Source organism: Apolloniradiicaulis salifontis, from assembly GCF_053756655.1.
The window spans coordinates 2,194,041-2,216,088 of sequence record NZ_CM132387.1 but is presented as its reverse complement, the minus strand read 5'-3'; the positions used below and the strand labels follow the sequence as shown (position 1 = coordinate 2,216,088).

At 68.1% G+C, this 22,048-nt stretch carries 18 protein-coding genes and 1 tRNA gene; 11 read left to right on the top strand and 8 right to left on the bottom strand.

Annotated features, from left to right (window positions below; all coding sequences use genetic code 11):
- Positions 1 to 4 precede the first annotated feature (4 nt).
- Entirely contained in the window at positions 5 to 1,363 is a 1,359-nt protein-coding gene (gene glmU / locus ACWCOP_RS10690) for a bifunctional UDP-N-acetylglucosamine diphosphorylase/glucosamine-1-phosphate N-acetyltransferase GlmU (protein ID WP_478248268.1), read from the bottom strand.
- Positions 1,364 to 1,485: 122 nt separating this feature from the next.
- Between glmU and ACWCOP_RS10685 the strand changes: the two genes are divergently transcribed.
- A complete protein-coding gene (locus ACWCOP_RS10685; protein WP_478248267.1) occupies positions 1,486 to 2,178 on the top strand; it encodes an HAD family hydrolase in 693 nt (230 codons plus the stop codon).
- Between the two features lie 16 nt (positions 2,179 to 2,194).
- On the opposite strand, the gene ACWCOP_RS10680 is transcribed toward ACWCOP_RS10685, so the two are convergent.
- Positions 2,195 to 2,413: a phosphoglycolate phosphatase gene (locus tag ACWCOP_RS10680; RefSeq protein ID WP_478248266.1), complete on the bottom strand. Its 219-nt coding sequence runs from the start codon at positions 2,411 to 2,413 to the stop codon at positions 2,195 to 2,197.
- A 365-nt stretch (positions 2,414 to 2,778) separates the two neighbouring features.
- Between ACWCOP_RS10680 and ACWCOP_RS10675 the strand changes: the two genes are divergently transcribed.
- Positions 2,779 to 2,853, top strand: a tRNA-Val gene (locus ACWCOP_RS10675).
- Positions 2,854 to 3,046: 193 nt separating this feature from the next.
- Positions 3,047 to 5,497, top strand: coding sequence for a penicillin acylase family protein (locus ACWCOP_RS10670; protein WP_478248265.1), 2,451 nt, complete (start codon positions 3,047 to 3,049; stop codon positions 5,495 to 5,497).
- Positions 5,498 to 5,649: 152 nt separating this feature from the next.
- Here ACWCOP_RS10670 and ACWCOP_RS10665 read toward each other — a convergent pair whose 3' ends face one another.
- Positions 5,650 to 8,112, bottom strand: a complete 2,463-nt coding sequence (locus ACWCOP_RS10665; RefSeq protein WP_478248264.1) for a DUF305 domain-containing protein — start codon at positions 8,110 to 8,112, stop codon at positions 5,650 to 5,652.
- Between the two features lie 200 nt (positions 8,113 to 8,312).
- Here ACWCOP_RS10665 and ACWCOP_RS10660 point away from each other — a divergent pair, with 200 nt between their 5' ends.
- Genes ACWCOP_RS10660 through ACWCOP_RS10650 form a run of 3 tightly spaced genes read left to right on the top strand, consistent with a single transcriptional unit; the run spans position 8,313 to position 12,048 of the window.
- A complete protein-coding gene (locus ACWCOP_RS10660; protein WP_478248263.1) occupies positions 8,313 to 9,392 on the top strand; it encodes an extracellular solute-binding protein in 1,080 nt (359 codons plus the stop codon).
- A complete protein-coding gene (locus ACWCOP_RS10655; RefSeq protein WP_478248262.1) occupies positions 9,383 to 10,993 on the top strand; it encodes an ABC transporter permease in 1,611 nt (536 codons plus the stop codon). Before ACWCOP_RS10660 ends, ACWCOP_RS10655 begins: the two co-directional genes overlap by 10 nt.
- On the top strand, positions 10,990 to 12,048 hold the full coding sequence (locus tag ACWCOP_RS10650; RefSeq protein WP_478248261.1) for an ABC transporter ATP-binding protein: 1,059 nt from the start codon (positions 10,990 to 10,992) through the stop codon (positions 12,046 to 12,048). Before ACWCOP_RS10655 ends, ACWCOP_RS10650 begins: the two co-directional genes overlap by 4 nt.
- 108 nt (positions 12,049 to 12,156) lie before the next feature.
- Here ACWCOP_RS10650 and ACWCOP_RS10645 read toward each other — a convergent pair whose 3' ends face one another.
- The 4 genes from ACWCOP_RS10645 to ACWCOP_RS10630 all read right to left on the bottom strand — a co-directional run bounded on the left by ACWCOP_RS10645 (position 12,157) and on the right by ACWCOP_RS10630 (position 14,925).
- Entirely contained in the window at positions 12,157 to 13,221 is a 1,065-nt protein-coding gene (locus ACWCOP_RS10645; RefSeq protein ID WP_478248260.1) for a Leu/Phe/Val dehydrogenase, read from the bottom strand.
- A gap of 356 nt (positions 13,222 to 13,577) precedes the next feature.
- A complete protein-coding gene (locus tag ACWCOP_RS10640) occupies positions 13,578 to 14,120 on the bottom strand; it encodes a uracil-DNA glycosylase family protein (RefSeq protein WP_478248259.1) in 543 nt (180 codons plus the stop codon).
- Positions 14,121 to 14,193: 73 nt separating this feature from the next.
- Positions 14,194 to 14,571: a SnoaL-like domain-containing protein gene (locus ACWCOP_RS10635; protein WP_478248258.1), complete on the bottom strand. Its 378-nt coding sequence runs from the start codon at positions 14,569 to 14,571 to the stop codon at positions 14,194 to 14,196.
- A gap of 87 nt (positions 14,572 to 14,658) precedes the next feature.
- Complete coding sequence (locus tag ACWCOP_RS10630; protein ID WP_478248257.1) at positions 14,659 to 14,925, bottom strand: DUF3253 domain-containing protein; 267 nt, start codon at positions 14,923 to 14,925, stop codon at positions 14,659 to 14,661.
- Between the two features lie 21 nt (positions 14,926 to 14,946).
- On the opposite strand from ACWCOP_RS10630, the gene ACWCOP_RS10625 reads away from it, so the two are divergent.
- Positions 14,947 to 15,669: an acyltransferase gene (locus ACWCOP_RS10625; RefSeq protein ID WP_478248256.1), complete on the top strand. Its 723-nt coding sequence runs from the start codon at positions 14,947 to 14,949 to the stop codon at positions 15,667 to 15,669.
- 7 nt (positions 15,670 to 15,676) lie between these two features.
- Here the strand turns inward: ACWCOP_RS10625 and ACWCOP_RS10620 are convergent, their stop codons facing one another.
- A complete protein-coding gene (locus ACWCOP_RS10620; RefSeq protein WP_478248255.1) occupies positions 15,677 to 16,564 on the bottom strand; it encodes a uracil-DNA glycosylase in 888 nt (295 codons plus the stop codon).
- Positions 16,565 to 16,712: 148 nt separating this feature from the next.
- On the opposite strand from ACWCOP_RS10620, the gene ACWCOP_RS10615 reads away from it, so the two are divergent.
- Genes ACWCOP_RS10615 through ACWCOP_RS10600 form a run of 4 tightly spaced genes read left to right on the top strand, consistent with a single transcriptional unit; the run spans position 16,713 to position 21,988 of the window.
- Positions 16,713 to 18,386, top strand: a complete 1,674-nt coding sequence (locus ACWCOP_RS10615; protein WP_478248254.1) for an electron transfer flavoprotein-ubiquinone oxidoreductase — start codon at positions 16,713 to 16,715, stop codon at positions 18,384 to 18,386.
- Between the two features lie 10 nt (positions 18,387 to 18,396).
- Positions 18,397 to 20,106 carry a tetratricopeptide repeat protein gene (locus ACWCOP_RS10610; RefSeq protein WP_478248253.1) on the top strand — a complete coding sequence of 570 codons (1,710 nt, stop codon included), beginning with the start codon at positions 18,397 to 18,399 and terminating at the stop codon, positions 20,104 to 20,106.
- Positions 20,103 to 20,981 (top strand): 4-(cytidine 5'-diphospho)-2-C-methyl-D-erythritol kinase, encoded by an 879-nt coding sequence (locus ACWCOP_RS10605; RefSeq protein WP_478248252.1) that lies wholly within the window; start codon positions 20,103 to 20,105, stop codon positions 20,979 to 20,981. Before ACWCOP_RS10610 ends, ACWCOP_RS10605 begins: the two co-directional genes overlap by 4 nt.
- Positions 20,978 to 21,988, top strand: a complete 1,011-nt coding sequence (locus ACWCOP_RS10600; protein ID WP_478248251.1) for an MraY family glycosyltransferase — start codon at positions 20,978 to 20,980, stop codon at positions 21,986 to 21,988. Before ACWCOP_RS10605 ends, ACWCOP_RS10600 begins: the two co-directional genes overlap by 4 nt.
- Positions 21,989 to 22,048: the final 60 nt, after the last annotated feature.

Here is a 22,048-nt window from a genome sequence, read left to right as displayed (position 1 = left end):
CCGCCTAATCCTTCTTCAGCTTGTCTTTGCGGGCCTGCATCGCCTTGCGGAAACGCGCGGCCCATCCGTCCTTGACGACCTGCTTGGCGCGGCCCAGCGCCAGGGCGCCGTCGGGCACGTCATCGGTGACGACCGTGCCGGACGCCGTCATGGCGCCCTTGCCGATGGTGACCGGCGCCACCAGCGACGAGTTGGAGCCGATGAAGGCGCCCTCGCCGACGATCGTCTTGTTCTTGAAGAAGCCGTCATAATTACAAAAGATCGCGCCTGCGCCGATATTGGCGTGCGCGCCGACATCACCGTCGCCGATATAAGACAGATGGTTCGCCTTGGCCCCTTCGCCAAGACGGGCCTTCTTCACTTCAACAAAATTCCCCACCTTGGCGCCCGTCTCCAGCACTGCGCCGGGGCGCAGGCGGGCGTAGGGACCCACTTCGCAGCCGCCGGCCACATCAGCCCCTGCCAGATGCGAAAACGCGCGGATCAAAGCGCCGGACCGAACCGTCACGCCGGGGCCGAACACCACATTGGGCTCGATGGTGACATCGGCCTCGATGACCGTGTCATGGCTGAACACCACCGATTGCGGCGCGATCAGGGTCACGCCCGCCTCCATGGCCTCGCGCCGGCGCCGGTCCTGCCACGCGGCTTCGGCCTGGCTCAGATCCAGGCGGGAATTGACGCCCAGCACTTCGGCTTCGGGCGCGCGCACGGCCCTGGCGGTGAGCCCGCGGGCGCGGGCCAGGCCAACGAGATCGGTGAGATAATATTCGCCCTTGGCGTTGTCGTTGGTGATCTGCGACAAAAGCTCGAACAGGATCTTGCTGTCGCACGCCAGTACGCCGGAATTGCACAGGCGCACCTGAAGCTGTTCGGGGCTGGCCTCTGCAGCCTCGACGATGGCGTCCAGATCGCCTTGCCCGGTTTCGATGAGGCGGCCGTACTGGCCCGGCTCGTCCGGCTCAAAGCCCAGCACCGCCACGCTCGCCCCGCCGGCCAATGCGTCGAAGACCCGCTCCACGGTTTCAGGCCGGATCAGGGGCGTGTCGGCGTAAAGCACGATCACGTCGCCGTCGAAACCCTTCAAGGCGTCGGCGGCCTGCTTCACCGCGTCGCCAGTTCCGCGGGGCGGATCCTGCAGAGCGGGGATGGCGCCGGCGGCCTCGGCGGCGCCGCGAATCGCGGGCGAGTGGGCGCCCCAGACGACGATCTTGCGCGCCGCGCCGCTTCTGTCCGCCAGATCAAGCGACCAGTCCAGCATGGAGCGCCCGGCGACCGGGTGAAGCGGCTTGGCGCGGCTCGATTTCATCCGCGTGCCGTGTCCGGCGGCGAGGATGACGGCGGCGCGGGGCTTATGCGGCATGACGGGGCTCCACAAGCTGGGGCAAGGTGCGTTGAGCCGGTTGAACGCGACTGCAGCGGCTATAGCCTATCACCCATCGGCGCGCGACCATGCGCCATGAGAATTTTAAGCAAGGACTGGCCATGGCGTCTGATTTCTCCCGCCTGAACGGGGCGCGCCTCGCCTTTGATCTGGACGGCACGCTGGTGGACACCGCGCCCGATCTTGTGCGCGCGCTCAACGCCGCCGTGGTTTCCGAGGGGCTGGATCCCGTGCCCGTCGCGGCGGTGCGGGCGATGGTGGGCCGCGGCGCGCGGGCGCTTATCCAGCGCGCCTATGAGCGCGCCGGCGCAGCCGCCCTCTCGGAGGCGGCCCTTGAGCGCCGGCTGGATGTTTTCATGGACAGCTACCGCGCCGGCATCGCCGATCAGTCGCGCCCGTTTGACGGCGTGCTGGACGCGCTGGATCTGTTCGCCGCCGGCGGGGCTGAGCTCTCAGTGTGCACCAACAAGCCCACAAGCCTGGCGCGCGCGCTTCTGGAGGCGCTGGGCATGGCGGATCGATTCGTGCGAATCATCGGGCCCGAGGACGCGCCGGCGAAAAAGCCCGACCCGCGCCATCTGGAATCGGCCATCGGCGGCAAGGCGGATCGGCGCACCGTGCTGGTGGGCGATTCCGCACCGGACGCAGATGCGGCCCGCGCAGCCGGAGCGTGGTGCGTGATTTTCGAGGACGGCTATAGTGAAAAGCCGGCCCGCGCCCTCGGCGCCGACCGGCTTTTCAAACACTGGAACGAGCTGCCCGCGCTGATCGCGGATCTGCTCGAACCCAAGTAAGCAAAGGTGTTTGCGCTTACGCGCTGCGGCGCTCGGCGCCGCGATCATTGGCGTGACCAGGCATGCCGTTGATCATGTTGGAGCGCACATCGGTGCGCGCCGAACGCATGGCGGGCATGAAGCCGGCCTCGTGCAGCTCGATGGATACATCGAAACCGCGTTCTTTCCAGTAGGCTTCGATCCGTTCTTTCAAACGAAGCGCGCCTTCACGAGTACAAAAGTCATTACTGGCCATGGGGAGGACCTCCTTCGTCACGCGCGCTGCCAGGGCGACCGTGCGGGGCTTGTTATGGTTTGGAAACGGACGCTCACACGACTAAGTTCCAAGCGTTCGATAGGGGTATAGGTGATATTTTTGTTTGACGAAAGTGTGACGAAGCCTATCAGCCGAAAAAAATTATTACCCCGCGTCTGAGATTATATATTTGCGCGTTCGCCGCGAGTTCTGCGTACGCCAACAGTAGGCTCGCAGTGAACTCGCAGAAATTAGCCCTGACCGGCAGAGTCGCGGCGCTCCGCCGGCGCTGTTCGCGGACGAGTCCCGGCGCCGTAACGGCTTGACCCTGCAGGTCCCGTGGCGTAAACGACCCCTCCTCTTTCGGGCGGCTAGCTCAGCGGTAGAGCACTTCGTTCACACCGAAGGGGTCACAAGTTCGATCCTTGTGCCGCCCACCATTTTTCCGGCTTTCACGCCGTTCAGACCCCCGCCGGTTCCTCCGAGCGGGGGTTTTGCTGTGGCGATGCGCCGCAATATTGATGTCATCCCAGGACCGTCGCGGCGGCGCCGCGCCACGCCGGGCGTTGCCAAGCGGGCTTTTGATCCGCAGGCTCCATACTTGAAAGTCACCGATGATCAGGAGGGCGGCGCGTGCGCATTCTTACAGGCGTGACACTGGGCGCGGCGGCGCTCGCAATCCTTGGCGGCGCGGCGCTTTGGGCCGTCCTGCCGCACATCAATGACCGCCAGACCAGCGGAACGCTCAGCCTGCCGGGTCTCAGCGCTGAGGTCCGGGTGGTGCGCGATGCAAGCGGGACGCCCTATATCTACGCCGATACCTTTCAGGACGCGGTGCGCGCCCAGGGCTTCGTGGCCGGGCAGGACCGCCTCTTCCAGCTGGAGACCGCCAAGCGCGCGGCGACCGGGCGGCTGGCCGAGGTGTTCGGCGCGGGGCCGGACGATGTGGTGCTGAACCTTGACCGGGAAGCGCGCGTCATCGGCTTTCACCGGCTGGGACGGCGCCAGGCCGATCTGCTTGCGCGGCGCCCGCGAGAAAACCTTCAAGCCTATGTGGACGGGCTGAACGCCTATATCGAGACCCGCGCCGAGACCCACCCGCTGGAATTTCAGCTGGCCGGGTTCGAGCCGGAGGTGTGGAGCCAGGCCGACATGCTTGCGATCCTGTTTTTCGCAGGATGGTCGAGCTCGGCCAATTTCGACGCCGAGCTGGTGGCCCAGCGCCTGATTGACGGCGTCGGCGCGGATGTCTTTGAAGAGATTGCGCCGCTCACCGTGAACCCCGATGACGCTGACGCCCCCAGGGGCGGCGGAGCCGGAGGCGCCACCGAGGCTGCGGCGGGTCCGGCTGCGCGCTGGGGCGGCGCGTCCGCCCCTGCGCCGGCGTGGGCGCAGGGCGGCTGGAGCGCCAGCGGGGCCGGCGGCAGCAATAACTGGGCGATGAGCGGCGACAAGGCCGGCGCGCCGGCGGCGGTCGTCACCAATGATCCCCATCTTGATAGCCGCATCCTGCCGGGGCTCTGGCATCCGGTGGGGCTGATCACGCCGGACCTGCGCGTCGTCGGGGTCAGCGCGGGAATGCTCGGCGTGGTGATCGGGCGCACTGAGCACATCGCCCTTGGCGTCACCAACGCCTACGCCGATGCGGTGGATCTGTATGTGGAGACGATCGATCCGGCCGATCCGGACCGCTATCTGGAGGGCGGGCGCTCGCTCCGCTTCGAAACGGTCGTGGAGACCATTCGCATCGCGGACGAGACCGCACCGAACGGCATGCGTGAAGAGGCCCTGACGATTCGTTTCACCCGCCGGGGTCCGGTGATTACCGATCATGACCCGGGCCGCGCTGCGGGCCATGTGCTGAGCCTTCGCTGGGCGACGGCGGAATACATGTCGCCGCAACTGGGCATCGAGTCGTTGATAAGCGCGCGAAGCGTGGAGGAGGCCGTCGCGGGGATTCAGGACGTGCGCATCGTCTCGCTGAACTTTGTGGTCGGCGACACTGAAGGCCGCATCGCCCGCCACGCCAGCGGGGTCGCGCCGATTCGCCTTCGCGGCGACGGCATGGCGCCGTTTCCCGTCACTGACGATGTCGACAACTGGGCCGGCCCGATCCCGCCGGAAGAGATGCCGGGCGAAATCGATCCGGCGCGCGGCTGGACCGGCACCGCCAACCATATGACGGCGCCCGCCGACTACCCTTATGTCTACACAAGCTACGCCTCGCCCGACTATCGCTACCGGCGCATGCAGGCGCTGTTCGATGCGCCGCGCGTCACGGCCGAAGACTCCTGGGCGGCGCAGTACGACACGCTGAACCTGTTCGCGCGCGATCTTGCGCCGATCCTGTCGCGCGCGCTTCAGGGCGCCGATGATCCGGATCTGCGTGAGATGGGCGAGACGCTGGGCGCCTGGGATCACCATGACGATCAGGACGGGGTTGAAACCACCCTGTTTCAGGAGACGATCCGGCAATTGGCGCGCCTGACGTTCGAGGACGAGCTGGGGCCTGAGCTCACGGCCGATTACCTTGATAGCTGGTATGTCTGGCAGCAGCGCTTTGACGCCATGGTGCAGGCCGGCGAGTCGCGCTGGTTTGACGACACCGCCACGCCGCAGACGGAGACCCTGCCCGTGCTGATCCGGCGCGCCGGGGCGGCGGCGCTGGACAGGCTGACCGAGACCTACGGGACCAACCGCGCTGCCTGGCGCTGGGGCGAGGTGCATCGCATGCGCTTTCAGGGGCCGTTGCGGCGCGAGGGACTGGTGGGCCGGCTCACCGGAAATCGGGACGTGGCGATGTCCGGCTCCGGCGAGACGCTTTTACGCGCGCTCTATCCCTTTGATCGGCCGTTCGACCCCCAATGGTCGGCCTCGCTGCGCATGACCGCCGACCTCAACGACCCGGACAAGGTGCGCGCCGTTCTGCCCGGCGGCGCGGTGGGGCGGACCTTCCATCCAAACCTTGCTGATCAAACCGCGCACTGGGCCCTGGAAGAGCCGGAGACCTATTGGTGGTTCAGCGACGAGGCGATCGCCGCCGCAGCCCGGTCCGAGCTGGTGCTGGCGCCGCCGGCGCCGTGAATGCGAACGCCTAACAGCGCCGCCCGCCACGAAAAAAGCCGCGGTCCTGTGATGACCGCGGCCTTCCCCTTTCAGTCACGGCCTGGCGCTAGATCTTTGATTTGTCGCCTTTTCGAACCGCAAAACCGGTACCCACTTTCGCTGAAAAGGCGCTAGCTCAGCGCTTCGGCCACACCCTCGATGACGGCGCGAAGCGCTGCGCCGTGGGAGCCGGCGTCGCCGGCGAGATCGCCAGCCAGACTGCGCAGGCTCGACGCCAGGTCGGCGTCCTGCGCGCCGGCCTCCACGGGGGCGACAGCCTGCTGCAGCGCGCCCGACAACGCTTCGGCCGCATCGGCGCTCAGGGCGTCGCTGCGCACCATCTGGTCCACATAGGCCAGAGCCACGACCGGATGGTCCGGCCAGGTCACCGGGGTTTGCTGCTGGGGATTGAACGCCTCGCCCTGGTCGGCGAGCCGGGCGGCGGCGATCTCGTTGGCTGTCAGGAACTCGCTCTCCACCAGTTCAAACACGTCCAGCCCGCGCGCGATCTCGGTGGCGTAGATGCGCCCGTCATACCAGTAGCTCGACCAGTATCCGGCCGACGTCAGAATGTCGGGATGCACCGGGCCGCGGTCGAAGAAGCCGATCTCGTAAGGATTGCTCGCATCGGTGAAGTCCATCACCGTGATCCCGCCCTGGTACCAGGACTGCACGAAGATGTCGCGGCCCGGCACCGGTATGATGGAGCCGTTGTGGGCGACGCAGTTCTCCACTTCGGACTGGGCGGTGGGGATTTTGAAATAGCTGGCGAATTCCAGCCTTCCGTTCTGGATTTCATAGATCGCGTCGGCGCCCCAGGTGTCGGGGTCCTGCGCCCGGCAGCGCGGCCGGCCGCCGCCGCCCCACTCATCGGTGAACAGGACTTTCGTCCCGTCATTGTTGAACGTCGCCGAGTGCCAGTAGGCGAACCCGGTATCGGTGACCGCATCAATGCGCGTGGGCGCGCGGGGATCGGAGATGTCGAAGATGATCCCGTTGCCCGAACAGGCGCCTGCGGCGAGATTGAGCGATGGGAACACCGTGATGTCGTGGCATTCGTCGGTGCGCGAGGTGCTCTGCGTGCCTTGCCCGTGATCGCCGCCGCCCCAAAGCCCCGCGATGCGCCCGGTCTCGTCGTCGGCGAACACGCGCGGGCGCGCCACGATGGCTGCGCCGGCGGGATTGCTGACGGGTATCTCGATCACGTCGATGCTGAACAGCGCCGTGTCTTCATCCCCCGGCAGGCCTTCCACGCACCCTTCAAGCTCTTCGGCCGGGCGTACCGAGCTGGTGCCGGAATTATAGACGATGATGGTGTCGTCATCGCTGGTGACCACCGAGTGGGTGTGCGATCCACGGCAGGTCTGCACAAGGCCCACCTGCTGCGGCGCGACCGGATCGGAGATGTCGAAGATGCGCAGGCCCCGGAAGCGCTCCCGGCTGACCTCTTCGCTGACGCCCTGGCGCCCGCAATCGATGCGCGCCCGGGTGTCCTGGACCGAGACCAGCAGAAGATCGCCCACAATGGACACGTCGCCCTGACCGCCGGGGCACACCACCGAGCTGATCAGCTGCGGCGCGTCACCGCCCAGGCGATACAGGTTGAAGCCGTGATAATTGCCCGCCGCCAGCAAATCGCCGGCGAAGGCCATGTCGGTGTTGGAAAAGCTCAGGAAGGGCGAGCGCTCGCCGAAGCGGCGTGCAGACCGCTCACCGTCCTCACCGCCGTCTTCACCGGCGTCCTCACCGTCGTCTTCTCCGCCCAGCTCGGGCGGGAAGCCGGCCGGGTTTTCCGGATCGAAAAAGCCGGTGGGCTTGCCAAGGCTCGCGATCAGTTCAAGGTTCAAAATCGCCTCTCCGGCGTCGCGGAACCCCGCCGCCAGGCCGGCGCGCGGATCGTCGGACAGCTCGGTCAGGATCGCGGCCATGCGCCGGATCTCGGCGCGCTGTTCGCTGCGCACGTCATTGGCGAAATCAAACAGGATCGGATCGTAAGCCGTGCCGCGCTGGCCCAGCAGCGTGTCCACCATTGTGACGGCGCCTTCATGGTGCGCGATCATCAGGTTGAGAAACTGCATGTCGAACTCGGACCCGGATGCGGCGGCCAGCGCCTCCATCTGCTGCGAGCTGGCCATGCCGGCCATGGTGGTGTGATCGGATGCGCCGTGGCCGGCGCCGGCCATGGCGTGCATGTCATGCATGGCGTGGGGGTCTGAGGCCGGGTCGGGCGCGGTTTCGCCGCGCTGGCGCAGCCAGGTCTGCATGAAGCTGATCTCGTCGGCCTGGGAGGCGTCGATGCGCCCGGCGATGTCCACCAGGGCCTGCGTACCGGTGCGCTCGCCCACCAGGGCGGCCATCTCCACAGCCTGGTGATGGTGCACGATCATGTCCTGCATGAAGCGCACATCGTCTTCGGAATAGCGGTTGGAGGCGATTCGCGAGGCTTCTTCCGCGCTGAGCTGGCGCGCCGCCTGACCGGGGGCGCCGGGCTGCACGATCGGCGCCTCCTGGGCGTGCACGACGCCTTGCGCGCTAAAGCCTGTCACAAGCGCGGCAAGGGCCGCGCTCACCAAAAACCGTGTCCGTCCAGACATGTCACTTCTCCCAAGAACTGTTGCGACACAGGCTAGCCGCAGCAGCGCCGGCTGCAAGCCCCGGCCGGCGCCGCCCGCCGCTACCGGCTCTGGGCGCGCGCGCGGCGCACCGCCGCACTTGCGAAACATTCTCAAAGGTGACAAGACGGATCAGGAAATCGCGCAGCCGGGCCTCGGCGCGCAAATCAAGCGGAGACGGCATGACTTCTTTTCGCACCCCGATCCATCGCCTGGCGCTTCTGGCCGGCGCTGCGCTTTTCGCTCTGTCGGCCTGCGGCGCGCCCGAGGACGGCGCCGGCGGCGCAGACGATGCGGGCTCGCCCGGCGAGGTGAACGTCTTCTCCGCGCGTCACTATTCCTCTGATCAGGCGGTCTACGCCGCGTTTACAGAAGAGACCGGCATTGCGGTCAATGTGGTTGAGGCCGGCGGCGATCTTCTGATCGAGCGGGTGCGCACGGACGGCGACCGCAGCCCCGCCGACGTGGTGATCACCGTGGACGCCGGCCGCCTCTGGCGCGCCGAGCAGGCCGGCTTGTTCCAGCCCGTGCCCGAGCTTGAAGATGCGTTGGCGGCCGTGCCGGACAATCTGGTGCATCCGCAAAACGACTGGTTCGGCTTCGCCACCAGGGTGCGCGGCATCGCCTACGCCCCGGACCGTGTGACCCTGGACGAGATCGCCGATTTCGCCGATCTGGCCGGTGAGCAATGGCGCGGGCGGATCTGCGTGCGCTCGTCGAACAATGTGTACAACCAGTCGCTCCTGGCCGCGCTGATCGCAGCCGAGGGCGCCGAGGCGGCTGAAGCCTGGGCCCGGGGCGTGGTGCGCAATCTCGCCCGCCCGCCCCAGGGCGGCGACACCGATCAGGTGCGCGCCGTGGCCGACGGCCAGTGCGATGTCGCCATCGTGAACCATTATTATGTGGCGCGTCTTGAGCGCTCCGAAGACGCGGCGGATCGCCAGGTCGCGCAGGCGGTGGACTTCATCATGCCGGATCTGGCGGGCCGGGGCGCCCATGTGAACATTTCCGGCGCCGGGCTCGCCGCGGGCGCGCCCAATCGCGACAATGCGGTGGTGTTCCTGCATTATCTCCTCTCCGAAACGTCCCAGCGCGCCTTCGCCGAGCTGACAAACGAGTATCCGGCTGTGGATGGCGTCGCCTACGACAATCCGGTTCTGGACGGCTATGGCACGCCCCGGGCCGATCCGGTGAACGTCAACGCGCTGGGTGAAAACGCCGCCGAGGCCCAACGCATTTTTGACCGCGTCGGATGGCCGTAAGCGCGCCGCGACGCCGGTTCGATCCGGTCTGGCCCGCCGCCTTTGCGGCTCTGGTCTGCGCCGCACCGCTTCTGGCGGTTGCGGCGCTCGCCGTTTTCGGACCCTGGACCGACTATATGGTCCATCTGGTACAGACCCGGCTGCCGGCCTATCTGGGAAACACCGCGCTGGTGACGATCATCGCCGCCGGGCTCGCCGGCGTGATCGGCGCGCCGCTGGCCTGGCTGGTGGCGCGCTACGCCTTTCCAGGGCGCGGCGTGTTTGAATGGCTGGTGGCCCTGCCGCTGGCCATGCCGGCCTATGCGGCGGCCTACGCCTGGTATGATCTCACCCAGGGCTTCGGCCCGCTGGGCGGCTATGTGCCCACCGTGCGTGGACCGGTGGGCGCCGGGATCATCTTTGCGATGACGCTCTATCCTTATGTCTATCTTCTGGCGCGCGAGGCCTTTGCGGGCCAGTCCGCCGACGCCTATGACGCGGCGCGGACCCTCGGCGAATCGCCGCGCGGGGCTTTCCTTCGCGCCGCCCTGCCGCTGGCGCGGCCGGCCATCGCGGCGGGTCTGGCGCTGGTGGTGATGGAGAGCCTGGCCGATTACGGCGCGGTGGTGCATCTGGGCGCGCCGACATTGTCTGTGGGTCTGATCCGCGCCTGGGCCGGCGAGGGCGCCACCGCAGACGCCGCGCGCCTCGCCATGATCCTTGTTGCAATCGCCTTCGTGCTGTTCGCCGTGGAGCGCAGCCAGCGCCGCCGCGCGCGCCAGAGCGCGCCCAGCGGCAAGCGCCGGCCCTCGCGCCGGGTGAAGCTGGCGGCGCCGGCTGCAGCGCTGGCGATCCTCGCCTGCGCCGCCCCGGTCCTCCTGGGTCTTGTGATTCCCATGGGCCGGCTGGGCGCGCGCGCCCTCAGCGCGCCGCTGGCCGGCGACCTTCTGGAGTCTGCCGGCAATTCCCTGTTTCTGGCCAGCATTTCCGGCGCGGTCGCTGCGGTGCTGGGGCTCGCGGCGGCCTATGCGCTTCGAAGCGGGCGCAAGCGGGCGGTGTTCGCCGCGCGGCTGGCGGGCCTTGGCTATGCGGTGCCCGGCTCGGTGGCGGCGCTGGGGGTTCTGGCGCTGTTCGGGCTGGCGCAAGGCTGGCTGGACGCCGGCTGGACTGTCTTGTTCGGCGGCGTGTTCCCGGCGCTTCTGACCGGCTCGATCTTCGCGCTGGTCTTCGCCTACCAGTCGCGCTTCGCCGCCGCCGCCATCAGCCCGGCCGAAAGCGCGCTCGCGCGGGTCACGCCCACGCTTGACGCCGCAAGCCGGACGCTGGGCGCCGGGCCGGGCGAAACCGCCTGGCGGGTGCACCGTCCGCTGATCAGCTCGGGCGCGTTGCTGGCGGCCCTGCTTGTTTTTGTGGAGGTTCTGAAAGAACTTCCCGCCACCATGATCCTGCGCCCGTTCAATTTTGAAACCCTGGCGGTGGCCGCCCACAATTACGCCAGCGACGAGCGCCTGGGCGAGGCGGCCGCGCCGGCCTTGCTCATCGTGCTCATCGCCCTGCCGCCCATGATCTGGATCGCAAGGCGCATCACCGGCGGCGCGAGCGGTCGGGAGACCACCAAGTGAAGCCCGGCGCGCTCAATGATCGCCGCCTTGCGGTGGACGCCGCCCTGGTGCGCTTCGCGCCCGGCCGCCCGGCCGTGGACGGCGCGGATCTGACGCTCACCTGCGGCCGCGTCACCGCGCTTCTGGGCCCGTCGGGCTCGGGCAAGTCGACGCTTTTGCGCGCCATCGCCGGGCTTGAAAAGCTTGATGAGGGCGCGGTCCGCTTTGAAGGCCGGCTCTGGTCGGGCGAGGGCGTGCACCTGCCGCCGGAAAACCGGCGCTGCGGCGTGGTGTTTCAGGATTACGCCCTGTTTCCCCACCTCACGGCGCTGGGCAATGTCGCCTTCGGCCTGCGCGGCGTCACACGCTTGCAAAAGCGCGAGATGGCGCTCGCCCGGCTTGAAACGGTGGAGCTGGCCCACCGCGCCGGCGCCTATCCCCATGAGCTGTCGGGCGGCGAGCAGCAGCGCATCGCCCTGGCGCGTGCGCTGGCGCCGGGACCGGATGTGATGCTGCTGGACGAGCCGTTCTCCGGCCTGGATCGGCGCCTGCGCGCAAGCCTTCGCGAGACCACCGCCGACGCACTTCGAAACAGCGAGGCCGCGACCCTCATCGTCACCCATGACGCCGAGGAGGCGCTGGCGCTGGCCGATTCCATCGCGCTCATGAGTGAGGGGCGGATCATCCAGCACGGCGCGCCGGACCAGCTCTACCTCAAACCCGCCTCGGTGGCGGCCGCGCGGCTTCTGGGCGCGGTGGAGGTGTTCGACGCGCGCATTGCGGCGGGCCGGGCGGACACGCCCATCGGCGCGGTGGAGGCTCCCGGCTTTGACACCGGCGCCCTGGTTAAGGTTCTGGTGCGGCCAGAAGGTGTGACCGTGGCGCGAGCCGACGCTGACGGCGCCCTGGCCGATGTCGTGACACGCCGCGCCGCGGCCGGGTACGCCCGGCTGATCTGCCGGCTGGAGAGCGGCCGCCAGGTGGAGGCTCGAGCCTCGCTCGCCGATCCGCTGCGCGCCGGTGACGCGGTGCGCCTGACCCTCGATCCCCACTTTGCGAACGTCGTGGCGGGGTAGGGACGCCCGGCGACGTCTCGCGGCGTCCTTTGGGGCCGCCGTGCTTCGCGCGCAAAAAAGCCCGCGCTTTTCAGCGCGGGCTTGTCGTGTCTGCCAGAGCGCTGAAGCTTACGCAGCCGCTTTCTTCTGGGCGGCCGCTTCGGCGATGCGCTCGCGGGCGATCTGGTCGGAGACGATATTGGCCGGACGGCCTTCATTCTCCGCCTTGTCCAGGATCTCCCCGAGGGTCGATTTAAGCGCGACGAGCTTGCCCTCGACCCATTGGCCGTTGAAGCGCGAATCGATCTCGCCCATGACGTTGATGATGCCGCCGGCGTTGATGACATAGTCGGGGGCGTAAAGGATGCCGCGCTTTTGCAGCTCGGCGCCCATGTCGCGGGTGAGCAGCTGATTGTTCGCCGCGCCGGCGACGATCTTCACCTTCAGCCGGTCGATCGTGTCGGGATTGATCACCGCGCCCAGCGCGCAGGGCGTGAAGATGTCCGCCTCCACGTCATAGATCGCTTTTGGATCCTCAACGATCGTGGCGCCGGTCTCTTCGGCCAGGGCTTTCAGCTCGGGCAGGCGGATATCCGCCAGGAACAGCTCCGCGCCGGCCTTGGCCAGATGGCGCACCAGATAGGCCCCCACATGGCCGGTGGCGCCCTGAACGGCGATTTTCCGGCCGGCCAGATCTTCCGAACCGAAGCCGCGCTTTGCGCAGGCCTGAATGCCCAGGAACACGCCCTTGGCGGTGACCGGCGAGGGATCGCCGGTGCCGTCGGGCAGGCCCACCACGTGGCGGGTGCTGCGCCGCGCCGCGACCATGTCGTCGGGCGAGACGCCCACGTCCTCGGCCGAGATATAGGCGCCGCCCAGACCTTCCAGCGCGCGGCCGAAGGCTTCAAACAGCGCCTGGCGGTCAAAATCGCCCTCGGGGCGCATGATCACCGATTTGCCGCCGCCGATGGGCAGGTCGGCCATGATGTTCTTGTAGCTCATGCCCTGGGACAGACGCAGCACGTCGGTCAGCGCCTCGGCGGAGCTTTCATAGCTCCACATGCGGCACCCGCCCACGGCGGGGCCGCGAACGGTGGAGTGAACGGCGATGATCGCCTTGAGGCCCGTCGCCGGGTCTGTGGCGAACAAAACCTTCTCGTGGTCGTCGAACGCCTGATGTTCGAACACGCTCATGGGCGGGAAGTCCTCTGATGCGGATGACCTAAATGTCGCCGTCCGCAAAGAGTGCGGCGCGCCGCCCGGTCACGATAGCCGGGGTGTGCTCGCCAAGCGCTCAGCGGAACGCGGGCGCGGTCTACCGCTCCGGGCTCAGCGGCGCAAGTCCCGGTTTTTTCTAAGGCTTTGTCCGGTCAATCTGCAGTCTCAAGGATGCTGCGGATGCGTTTGCGCAAGGCTGGAAAAACATCGTTCTCAAACCACGGGTTACGCGGGCGCCGATCCGGTCCGCATCCCTTCAGGTGCGGCGGCGCAGCAAGACGCCGGCGGCGCCTTCGCCACTGCAAAAGGTCTCCACGCCGGGGTTTGAGGTGTCACCCATCAAGCAGCGCGCGCACCTGGGCGCGCAGCACGGGCAAAAGCTCGGCCTCGAACCAGGGGTGTTTTTTCAGCCAGGCGTTATTGCGCCAGCTGGGATGGGGGGTGGGGAAGATGTCCGGCGCAAAGCGGCGCCAGTCGGCGACGGTCCCTGTGAGCGTCTTCGCGGCGGTCCCGCCCAGACGCCAGCGCTGGGCGTGAGCGCCGATGAGCACGGTGAGTTTCACATGGGGCAGGGCGGCGTCGGCGCGGGGCTGCCAGAGCGGAGCGCATTCCTTGCGCGGCGGCAGATCGCCGCCCTTGGCGTCGAGGCCGGGAAAGCAGAAGCCCATGGGCGTGATCGCGACGCGGCGCTCGTCATAGAACTCCGACTCATTCATCTGCAGCCAGTCGCGCAGGCGCTCGCCGCTGGGATCGGTGAAGGGCTTTCCGGACGCCTGCACCCGCGTGCCCGGCGCCTGGCCGATGATGCGGATCACGGCGCTCGCCGATCCGCGCACCACCGGGCGCACCGGGTGGGACAGGTGAGGCTGGCACACCCGGCAGGCGCGGGCGTCCCTCGCAAACGCTTCGAAAGTCTGGGGAATGGCTCTCTCGCCGCCGGACGGCGCCTCAGGCGATGTAGAAGAATTCTTCGCGGACGATTTTTGCGTCCTTCACCGTGTAGAGCGCGATTTCGGAGCTCTGGGTGCGTTCGCCGGTGTTTTTATCGGTGACGTCCATGGTGAAGCGCACGCCGAAACGGTCGGGATCAAACAGGAACGGGCCGTCCACCTCGCCGCCATGAAACTCCATGTTCGCCTCCCACCAGGCGTGCTTGCCGCGAATGGCCTCCAGCCCCTCGGCGGCGCGCGGCATGTCGCCCATCTGGGCGGCCTCCACCGACACGCAGTCCGGTGAATAGCGCGTGGCGAGCAGGGTCGCCGTATCGCCGCTGCGATTGGCGTCCACGAGCTCTTGGGCGATCTCTTTCAGGGTTGCGTCAAACATGGGGCTGTCTCCATCCGGCGTGAGGGGGCGCGGACGCAATGATCGCTTCAGCAAGACGCGGCGTCGAGCCTGAATGCGATGAACGGATCAGCTTTCGCCGTCAGCGCCGGCCTGCGGCAACGCCAGGCGATACACGCCCTTGAAGTTTTCCGGGTCGGCCGGCTTGCCCTTGCGCAGGATCGCGATGCGCCCCTGGCGCGCCAGATGCACCGCCGTGGAGCGCACATGGCGCATGTGGGCGTTCCAGTCATCGCCGAACGCTTCGCGCGCGGCTTCTGACGGACAAATGGATTTTCCCATCCCGCGCTGTTCGACAAGGGTGAGAATCGCGGTCTCGATACGATCTTCGCTCATAGCTTCGAGATAATCGCTTCCATGCGCCGTGACCACCGCCCTTACTGGATGCACGCAGCGTGGGAGCGCTTTGAAAACGCCTGGGCCGCGCGCTTCCTGGCGCCCCATTTCGAGGCGCTGGGCGATCACGCCAAGATCGTGCGGCCCTGGAATGTGGAGGTGTTCGGCCCCAATGTGCGCGCCGGCCGGGCGATCCACATCGTCAGCCGGGCCGACCAGCCGGTGAGCTTCACGGTCTGGTCGCCAAAGGACGCGCCCGGCGAGATCGAGATCGGCGATTGCTGCTTCTTCGCGGGTGGGATCCGTATCCTGGCGGCGAAATCCATCCGCATCGGCCACGGCGCGCTCATGGCCAAGAGCGTGACCATCACCGATTCAGACTGGCACGGGCTTTATAACCGTATTGATCCGGCGCCCCAGGCCGAGCCGGTGGTGATCGGCGACAATGTCTGGATCGGCGACGGCGCCTTCATCTCCAAGGGCGTGCGCATCGGCGACAACGCCGTCATCGGCGCGCGCAGCGTCGTCACCAAGGACGTCCCCGCCAACACCGTCGCCGCAGGCAGTCCGGCGCGCCCGGTGAAGACGCTGGATCCCGGCGGCCCCTTCAAGACCCGAATGGAATTGATGGGCGACCCTGAAGGCCTTGATGCCTTCATGAGCGCGGCCTACCGCGAGGTTCTGCAGGGTAATTCCACGCTTGGCTGGCTCCGGTCGAAATTTTTTCCGCGCCGGGGAGACTGACGCGCAGTCACCGCGGCGGCGGCTGAAGCCGCGCCTTCAGGCTCAACAGATCGGACCAGGCTTTCGCCTTTTCCTGGGGGCGCCGGAGCAGGAAGGCCGGGTGGAAGGTGGCAAGCGCCGGGATCACCGCGTCGCCGGCTTTCAGCTCCGCCCATTTGCCGCGCAGCTGGGTGATGCCGGCGCGCTGGCGAAGCAGTGTCTGGGCGCTCATCCCGCCGGCCAGCAGGATGAAGTCGGGTTTGACCAGTTCGATATGGCGCTCGGTGAAGGGGCGGCAGGCTTCGATCTCGGCGTCGGTGGGCTTGCGGTTTCCCGGCGGGCGCCAGAACACGATATTGGTGATGTAGGCGCTGGTCTCGTCCAGCCCGATGGCGGCGAGCATGCGATTCAGAAGCTGGCCGGCCTCGCCCACGAAGGGCTCGCCCTCGCGGTCCTCCTCGCGGCCCGGCGCTTCGCCGATCACCATGACGCGCGCCTGCGGGTTTCCCCGGGCGAACGCGGCCCTGGTGGCGGTGGCTTTCAACGGGCAGCCGTCAAAGGCGTCAATTGCGGCCTTGAGATCGTCCAGCGTCGCGCAAGCGGCGGCGATCGCTTTTGCGTTTTCGCCTGCCGCGCCGCCATAGCCGGCCGCGCGCGCCGCCGCAGCGGTGGCGCGCGGCGGAGGCGCGGCGTCGTCTGAATTTGAACCTGAACCTTCGCCTGCACCGGGGCGTGAGCGTGAGGCCGGGCCGCCGGCTCGCTCCGACAGGGGACGCGTGGGGTCCGCCTGCGGCGCCGGCGCCCGGGCGCGCACCTCGCTCAAGGGGATCGGCGCAGTCTCCACGCCCGCCTGGTCCCACCAGTCGATAAGACTTTGCAGCGCGCGCAAATCGGCCTGGTTTAACTCAGCGCTCATTGTCGGGCGTGCACCTGTCTGTCGCGGCCGGGCGCGCTGGCCTTCGCCCGCGCGGCGCCCTAGCTCATGGGGAAAGCCTAGGCTAAGACAGGCGAAACGGCTGCGCCAGCGCCAGCGGCGCTATTGGCTGAAAGAGACAGGAGACGACATGGCTGAAGAGGCGATCGAGCGCGAATCCATGGACTATGACGTCGTGATCGCAGGCGCCGGCCCGGCGGGCCTGGCCGCGGCGATCCGGCTGAAGCAGAAATGCGAGGAGACTGGTACGGATCTCTCTGTCGCGGTTCTGGAGAAAGGCTCCGAAGTCGGCGCGCATATTCTCTCCGGCGTGGTGTTCGACCCCAAGGCGCTCGACGAGCTCTTCCCCGACTGGCGCAATGACGAGACCCAGCCCTTTGATACTCAAGTGAGCGAGGACAAGTTCGTCGCCCTGGGCGAAGCGGGCTCGGCGACGCTTCCCGGCTTCGGCATGCCGGCCTTCATGCACAACAAGGGCTGCTATGTGGGCTCGCTGGCCAATCTGTGCCGCTGGCTCGGCGCAAAGGCCGAGGCCATGGGCGTGGAGATCTATCCCGGCTTTCCGGCCGCCGACTACATCGTCGAGGACGGGGTGGTGAAGGGCGTCGTCACCGGCGATCTGGGCGTCGCAAAGGACGGCTCTCACAAGGACATGTACCAGCCCGGCATGGAGCTGCGCGGCAAGTACACCCTGATCGCCGAGGGTGCGCGCGGCTCGCTGTCGAAAAAGCTGATTTCCGAATTCGACCTCTCCAAAGACCGCGAGCCCCAGAAATACGGGCTTGGCATGAAGGAGCTGTGGCGCGTCAAGCCGGAGAAGTTCAAGAAGGGCCTGGTGCAGCACACCATGGGCTGGCCGCTGGACAACGAGACCGGCGGCGGCAGCTGGATGTACCATTTCGGCGACAATCTGGTGTCTGTCGGCTTCGTGGTGCACCTCAATTACAAGAACCCGAACCTGTTCCCGTTCGGCGAGTTCCAGAAGTTCAAGACCCATCCCGACATCGCCGAGATCTTCGAGGGCGCCGAGCGACTGTCCTATGGCGCGCGCGCCATCACCGAGGGCGGCTATCAGTCGGTTCCAGAGCTGGTCTTCCCCGGCGGCGCGCTGATCGGCTGCTCGGCCGGCTTTGTGAACGTGCCGCGCATCAAGGGCAGCCACAACGCCATGAAGACCGGCATGATGGCCGCCGAAGCCGCGTTCGACGCCCTGGCGTCCGAGCGCCAGCATGACCGCCTGGACGCCTATGCGGCGGCCTATGACCAATCCTGGGTGAAGGCGGAGCTGAAAAAGGTCCGCAACGTCAAGCCGCTCTGGACCAAGTACGGCACCCTTGTAGGGGTCGCCCTCGGCGGTCTGGACATGTGGACCAACCAGCTGTTCGGCTTCTCCATCTTCGGCACGCTGGGCCATGGCGGCGCCGACTACGAGGCCACCAAGCCGGCCGACAAGTGCAAGCCGAAAGATTATCCCAAGCCCGACAACGTGCTCACTTTCGACCGCCTGTCCTCGGTGTTCATCTCCAACACCAATCACGAGGAGGACCAGCCGGTTCACCTCAGGCTCTCCGACGCCCAGCTGCAGAAGGAGAGCGAGCTGAAGGTCTTTGGCGGCCCGTCGGCGCGCTATTGCCCGGCGGCCGTGTATGAATGGACCGAGGCCGACGGCTCGGGCGAGCAGAAATTCGTGATCAACGCGCAGAACTGCGTCCACTGCAAAACCTGCGACATCAAGGACCCGAACCAGAACATCAACTGGACCACGCCCGAAGGCGGGGGCGGTCCCAATTATCCGAACATGTAGGGGGCGCGGGGTGGCGATCACCATCCCTGCGATCGCCATGGCGCGCGCCGGCGCGATTCTGTGTCTGGGCTTGAGTTTGAGCGCTTGCACCGCAGGGCCGGCCGGCTTCATGGAGCCGGACGCCCGGTCCCAGTCGGCCTATGGCGCGTTCCTCGCGGCGCGCTACGCCGGCGCCACGCGCGATGTGGATGCGTCGGCGCGCCTTTACGCCGAGGCGCTGGCCTTCGAGCCGGGTTCTGAACTGATTTCCGAACGAGCCTTTCTGGCCGCCCTGCTGGCGGGTGATTTTGACCATGCCGACGCCGTCGCCGTGGCGGCCGCCGGCGATCAGGGCGCTTCTCGCCTGGCGCGGCTGTACGTATCGGCGGCCGTCCTCGCCGGCGCGAGGCTGGATGCGCCCGCGCGCGATCCCGCACCCGATCCGTTCTCGGCGATGATCGAGGAGATGCTGCGCGCCTGGGCGCTGGTGGACGAGGGCCGGCGCGATGAAGCGCGCGCGCTCGCCGCCGGCTCCGATACGCCGTTTTCGGCGACGGGCCATCTTCTGGTTCATCGCGCGCTGATCCTTGAGGCCGTCGGCGATTTCGGCGCGGCCGAGCGCGCCTACCGGGCCGCGGACACCACGCTGGGCCTTGATGATTTCACCACGGTTCTGCTGGGCGAATTTCTGGAGCGGCGCGGGCGCCGTGATGAAGCGGCGGCGGTTTATGAGCGCCGTCTGGCTCAGTCGCCGCGCCGCGAGGACCCTGAGGTCTCGCAAAGCCTTCAGCGGGTGATCGCGCAGCGCCGCGCCCCGCGCTTCCCGCGCCCCGCCGAGGCGGCGGCGCGCGCGCTTTATGCGCCGTCCGCGCTTTTGACCTCCCAGGCGCCGGTGGACTACTCGGCGCTCTATCTGCGCGTCGTTCAGCGCCTGGACGACACGTTTCAGCGCAACACCATGGCTCTGGCGCAGATGCTGGAGGAGCTGAGCCTCAATGACGGGGCGGCGCGCGCCTACCGCACCATCTCAGGAGGCCCGTTCAGCCCCGAGGCGTCGGTGAACGCGGCCTGGCTGGAGTTTCGCTCCGGCGCCAGGGACGAGGCGCTGGACGAGGCGCGCGCGCTGGTGGGCGAAACCCGGCGCGAGGCGCCCAGGCTCCTGCTGGCCGACATGCTGCGCGCCTCCGGCCGGTGCGACGAGGCGGCGGTGCTCTATGACGAGGTGACCGCCGCGCGCCGCGAGGCCGGCGAGCCGCTGGACTGGCGCCCGATCTACTACGCCGGGGTCTGCCGCCAGACCCGCGACGGCTGGGCGGTGGCCGAGCGCTATTATCTCGACGCGCTGGAGATCGCGCCCGACGAGCCGCGCGTGCTCAACCATGTGGGCTATAACTGGATCGTGCTGGGCGAGCGGGTCGATGAAGGCTTCGAGCTGGTCTCGCGGGCCGCCCGGCTGGCCCCGGACAACGGCGCGATCCTGGACTCGCTGGGCTGGGGCCATTTCAAGCAGGGTCGGCCAGAGGAGGCGGTGACCTGGCTGGAGCGCGCGGTGGAGCGCAGCCCGTCGGACCCCACCATCAACTGGCATCTGGGCGACGCCTACGCCGCCGTGGGCCGTGAGCTGGAGGCGCGCTTCCAGTGGCGCCGGGCGCTGGAGCTTGATCCCGATCCGCGTGAACAGGCCTTGCTGGATCGCCGCCTCGAGCTGGGCGTCGCCGCGGGACCGGACGATCTGGAATGAGTCATGGCGCCACGGAGGCTGCGCCCGCCAAGGTGAACCTCACCTTGCATGTGGGCCGCGCGCAGGCGGACGGGTATCACCCGCTCGCCTCGCTTGTGGTGTTCGCCGACTGGGCCGACACTGTGACCGCCGAGCCGGCGCAGGCTCTCTCCCTCACCCTCTCCGGACCGGGAGGCGAGGCGCTCCTGGCTGAGCCGCAGAACCTGGTTCTGAAAGCCGCCTACGCCCTGCGCGCTGCGGCCGGCAAGCCGGAGCTGGGGGCGGCGCTGACCCTGGACAAGCATTTACCGGTGGCCGCCGGTCTCGGCGGCGGCTCGGCCGACGCGGCGGCGGCGCTGAGAGTGCTGAATCGGATCTGGGATCTTGGATTTTCCACAAAGGCGCTGGCTGAAATCGGCTCGGCCGTGGGCGCGGACATTCCGGCCTGCGTCCATGCGCGCCCGCTCCTGATGACGGGAATCGGCGAGCGCATCGCGCCGCTGGTGGCCTGGCCCGCCCTTCACGCGGTGATCGCCAATCCCGGCGCAGCCTTGGGCACCGGCGCCGTGTTCAAGGCGTTCGACGCCGGCGACCCCGCGCCGCTTGCGCCGGCGCGCGTTCCGGCCGCCGGAAATTTCGAAGGCGCGCTTTCGGTCGTCCAGGCCGGGACGAACGATCTTGAGGTGCCCGCCCGCATTCTGGAGCCGCAGGCCGGCGAGACGATTGATGCGCTGGCCGCGCTGCCCGGCGCGCGCCTGGCGCGCATGTCGGGATCGGGCGCCAGCGCCTTCGCGCTGTTTGAGACCGAAGACGCCGCCAGGGCCGGCGCCGGCATGCTCGCCGCCGAGCACGCCGGATGGACGGTGCGCGCCGTGAGTCTGGGCGGTGCGGCGTGAGCGCTGTGTTTCTCACCGCCGGGCTTTGCAGCCTTCTCGTGAGCCTTCTGGTCACGATGCTCGCCATGAAGGCCGGGGTGATCGATCAGCCCAATGAGCGCTCCAGCCACAAGACGCCGACGCCGCGCGCCGGCGGGCTTGGGATCGCCGCCGGGCTGGGCGCCGGGCTCGCCGCTGCAAGCGCCTTCCCGGTGGGAAGCGCGGCGCTGGCCCCCGTTCTGGCCGTCATCGCCCTGTTCTGCGCCCTGGGGCTCGCCGACGATCTTCTCACCCTGAACGAGCGCGCCAAGTTCGCCGTCTTCGTCACACTCTCTTTGGCGCTGGCCTGGGTCGCCGGCCCGGTGGACTGGATCGGTCTCACCCCTGATATCGCCGTCTCTTTGCCCCTGTGGGCGGGGCTGGCGGGGTCGGGCCTGTTCGTCTTCGTGGTGGTCAATGCCGCCAATTTCATGGACGGCTCGGATGGCATGCTCGCCGCAGTGCTGATTCCGGCGGGCCTGGCGCTGGCGGTCGCCGGGCTGGTGGCGGGCGCGCTCAACGCCAGCCTCATCGGCGCGGCGCTGGCGGCGGGACTGGCCGGGTTCATCGTCTTCAACCGCCCGCCCGCCCGCGTCTTCGCCGGCGATTGCGGCGCGCTGGCCGCCGGCGCGGCCTACGCCGCCGGCGCGCTGACCATGGCCGGGCAGGGGTTTTCCGGCTCGCTGTGGCTGGCGCCGCTCTTTGTCCTGGTGTTTCTGGCGGACGTGCTTTTGACGCTCTTACGCCGGGCGCGTCATGGCCGCTTTTCACTCAGCGCGCACCGCGAGCACGCCTATCAGCGCCTCATCGCAGCTGGCTGGAGTCACCGGCGCGTGGCCGTGGTCTATGGCGGGCTCACCGCGCTGATTTGCGGCGCGGGGCTCGCGGCGGCGCAAGGGCCCAGCGCAGCCGTCCCGGTCCTGTTCGCCGGGTGCGTGGCCGGGCTGTGCGCGCTCTACGCCGCGGTTGACCGGGTTCAGCGAGCCTGATGGGTTCTTGCGCTTTCTTTCGTCACAGGGCGGACTACCTTCCAAGCGACTCGAAGACAT

Coding starts and splice junctions, on each gene's coding strand:
- glmU (WP_478248268.1), bottom strand. CDS start 1,363: ATGCCGCATAAGCCCCGCGCCGCCGTCATCCTCGCCGCCGGACACGGC.
- ACWCOP_RS10630 (WP_478248257.1), bottom strand. CDS start 14,925: ATGAGCGAAGATCGTATCGAGACCGCGATTCTCACCCTTGTCGAACAG.
- ACWCOP_RS10655 (WP_478248262.1), top strand. CDS start 9,383: ATGGCCGTAAGCGCGCCGCGACGCCGGTTCGATCCGGTCTGGCCCGCC.
- ACWCOP_RS10680 (WP_478248266.1), bottom strand. CDS start 2,413: ATGGCCAGTAATGACTTTTGTACTCGTGAAGGCGCGCTTCGTTTGAAA.
- ACWCOP_RS10635 (WP_478248258.1), bottom strand. CDS start 14,571: ATGTTTGACGCAACCCTGAAAGAGATCGCCCAAGAGCTCGTGGACGCC.
- ACWCOP_RS10660 (WP_478248263.1), top strand. CDS start 8,313: ATGACTTCTTTTCGCACCCCGATCCATCGCCTGGCGCTTCTGGCCGGC.
- ACWCOP_RS10620 (WP_478248255.1), bottom strand. CDS start 16,564: ATGAGCGCTGAGTTAAACCAGGCCGATTTGCGCGCGCTGCAAAGTCTT.
- ACWCOP_RS10615 (WP_478248254.1), top strand. CDS start 16,713: ATGGCTGAAGAGGCGATCGAGCGCGAATCCATGGACTATGACGTCGTG.
- ACWCOP_RS10665 (WP_478248264.1), bottom strand. CDS start 8,112: ATGTCTGGACGGACACGGTTTTTGGTGAGCGCGGCCCTTGCCGCGCTT.
- ACWCOP_RS10605 (WP_478248252.1), top strand. CDS start 20,103: ATGAGTCATGGCGCCACGGAGGCTGCGCCCGCCAAGGTGAACCTCACC.
- ACWCOP_RS10645 (WP_478248260.1), bottom strand. CDS start 13,221: ATGAGCGTGTTCGAACATCAGGCGTTCGACGACCACGAGAAGGTTTTG.
- ACWCOP_RS10685 (WP_478248267.1), top strand. CDS start 1,486: ATGGCGTCTGATTTCTCCCGCCTGAACGGGGCGCGCCTCGCCTTTGAT.
- ACWCOP_RS10625 (WP_478248256.1), top strand. CDS start 14,947: ATGCGCCGTGACCACCGCCCTTACTGGATGCACGCAGCGTGGGAGCGC.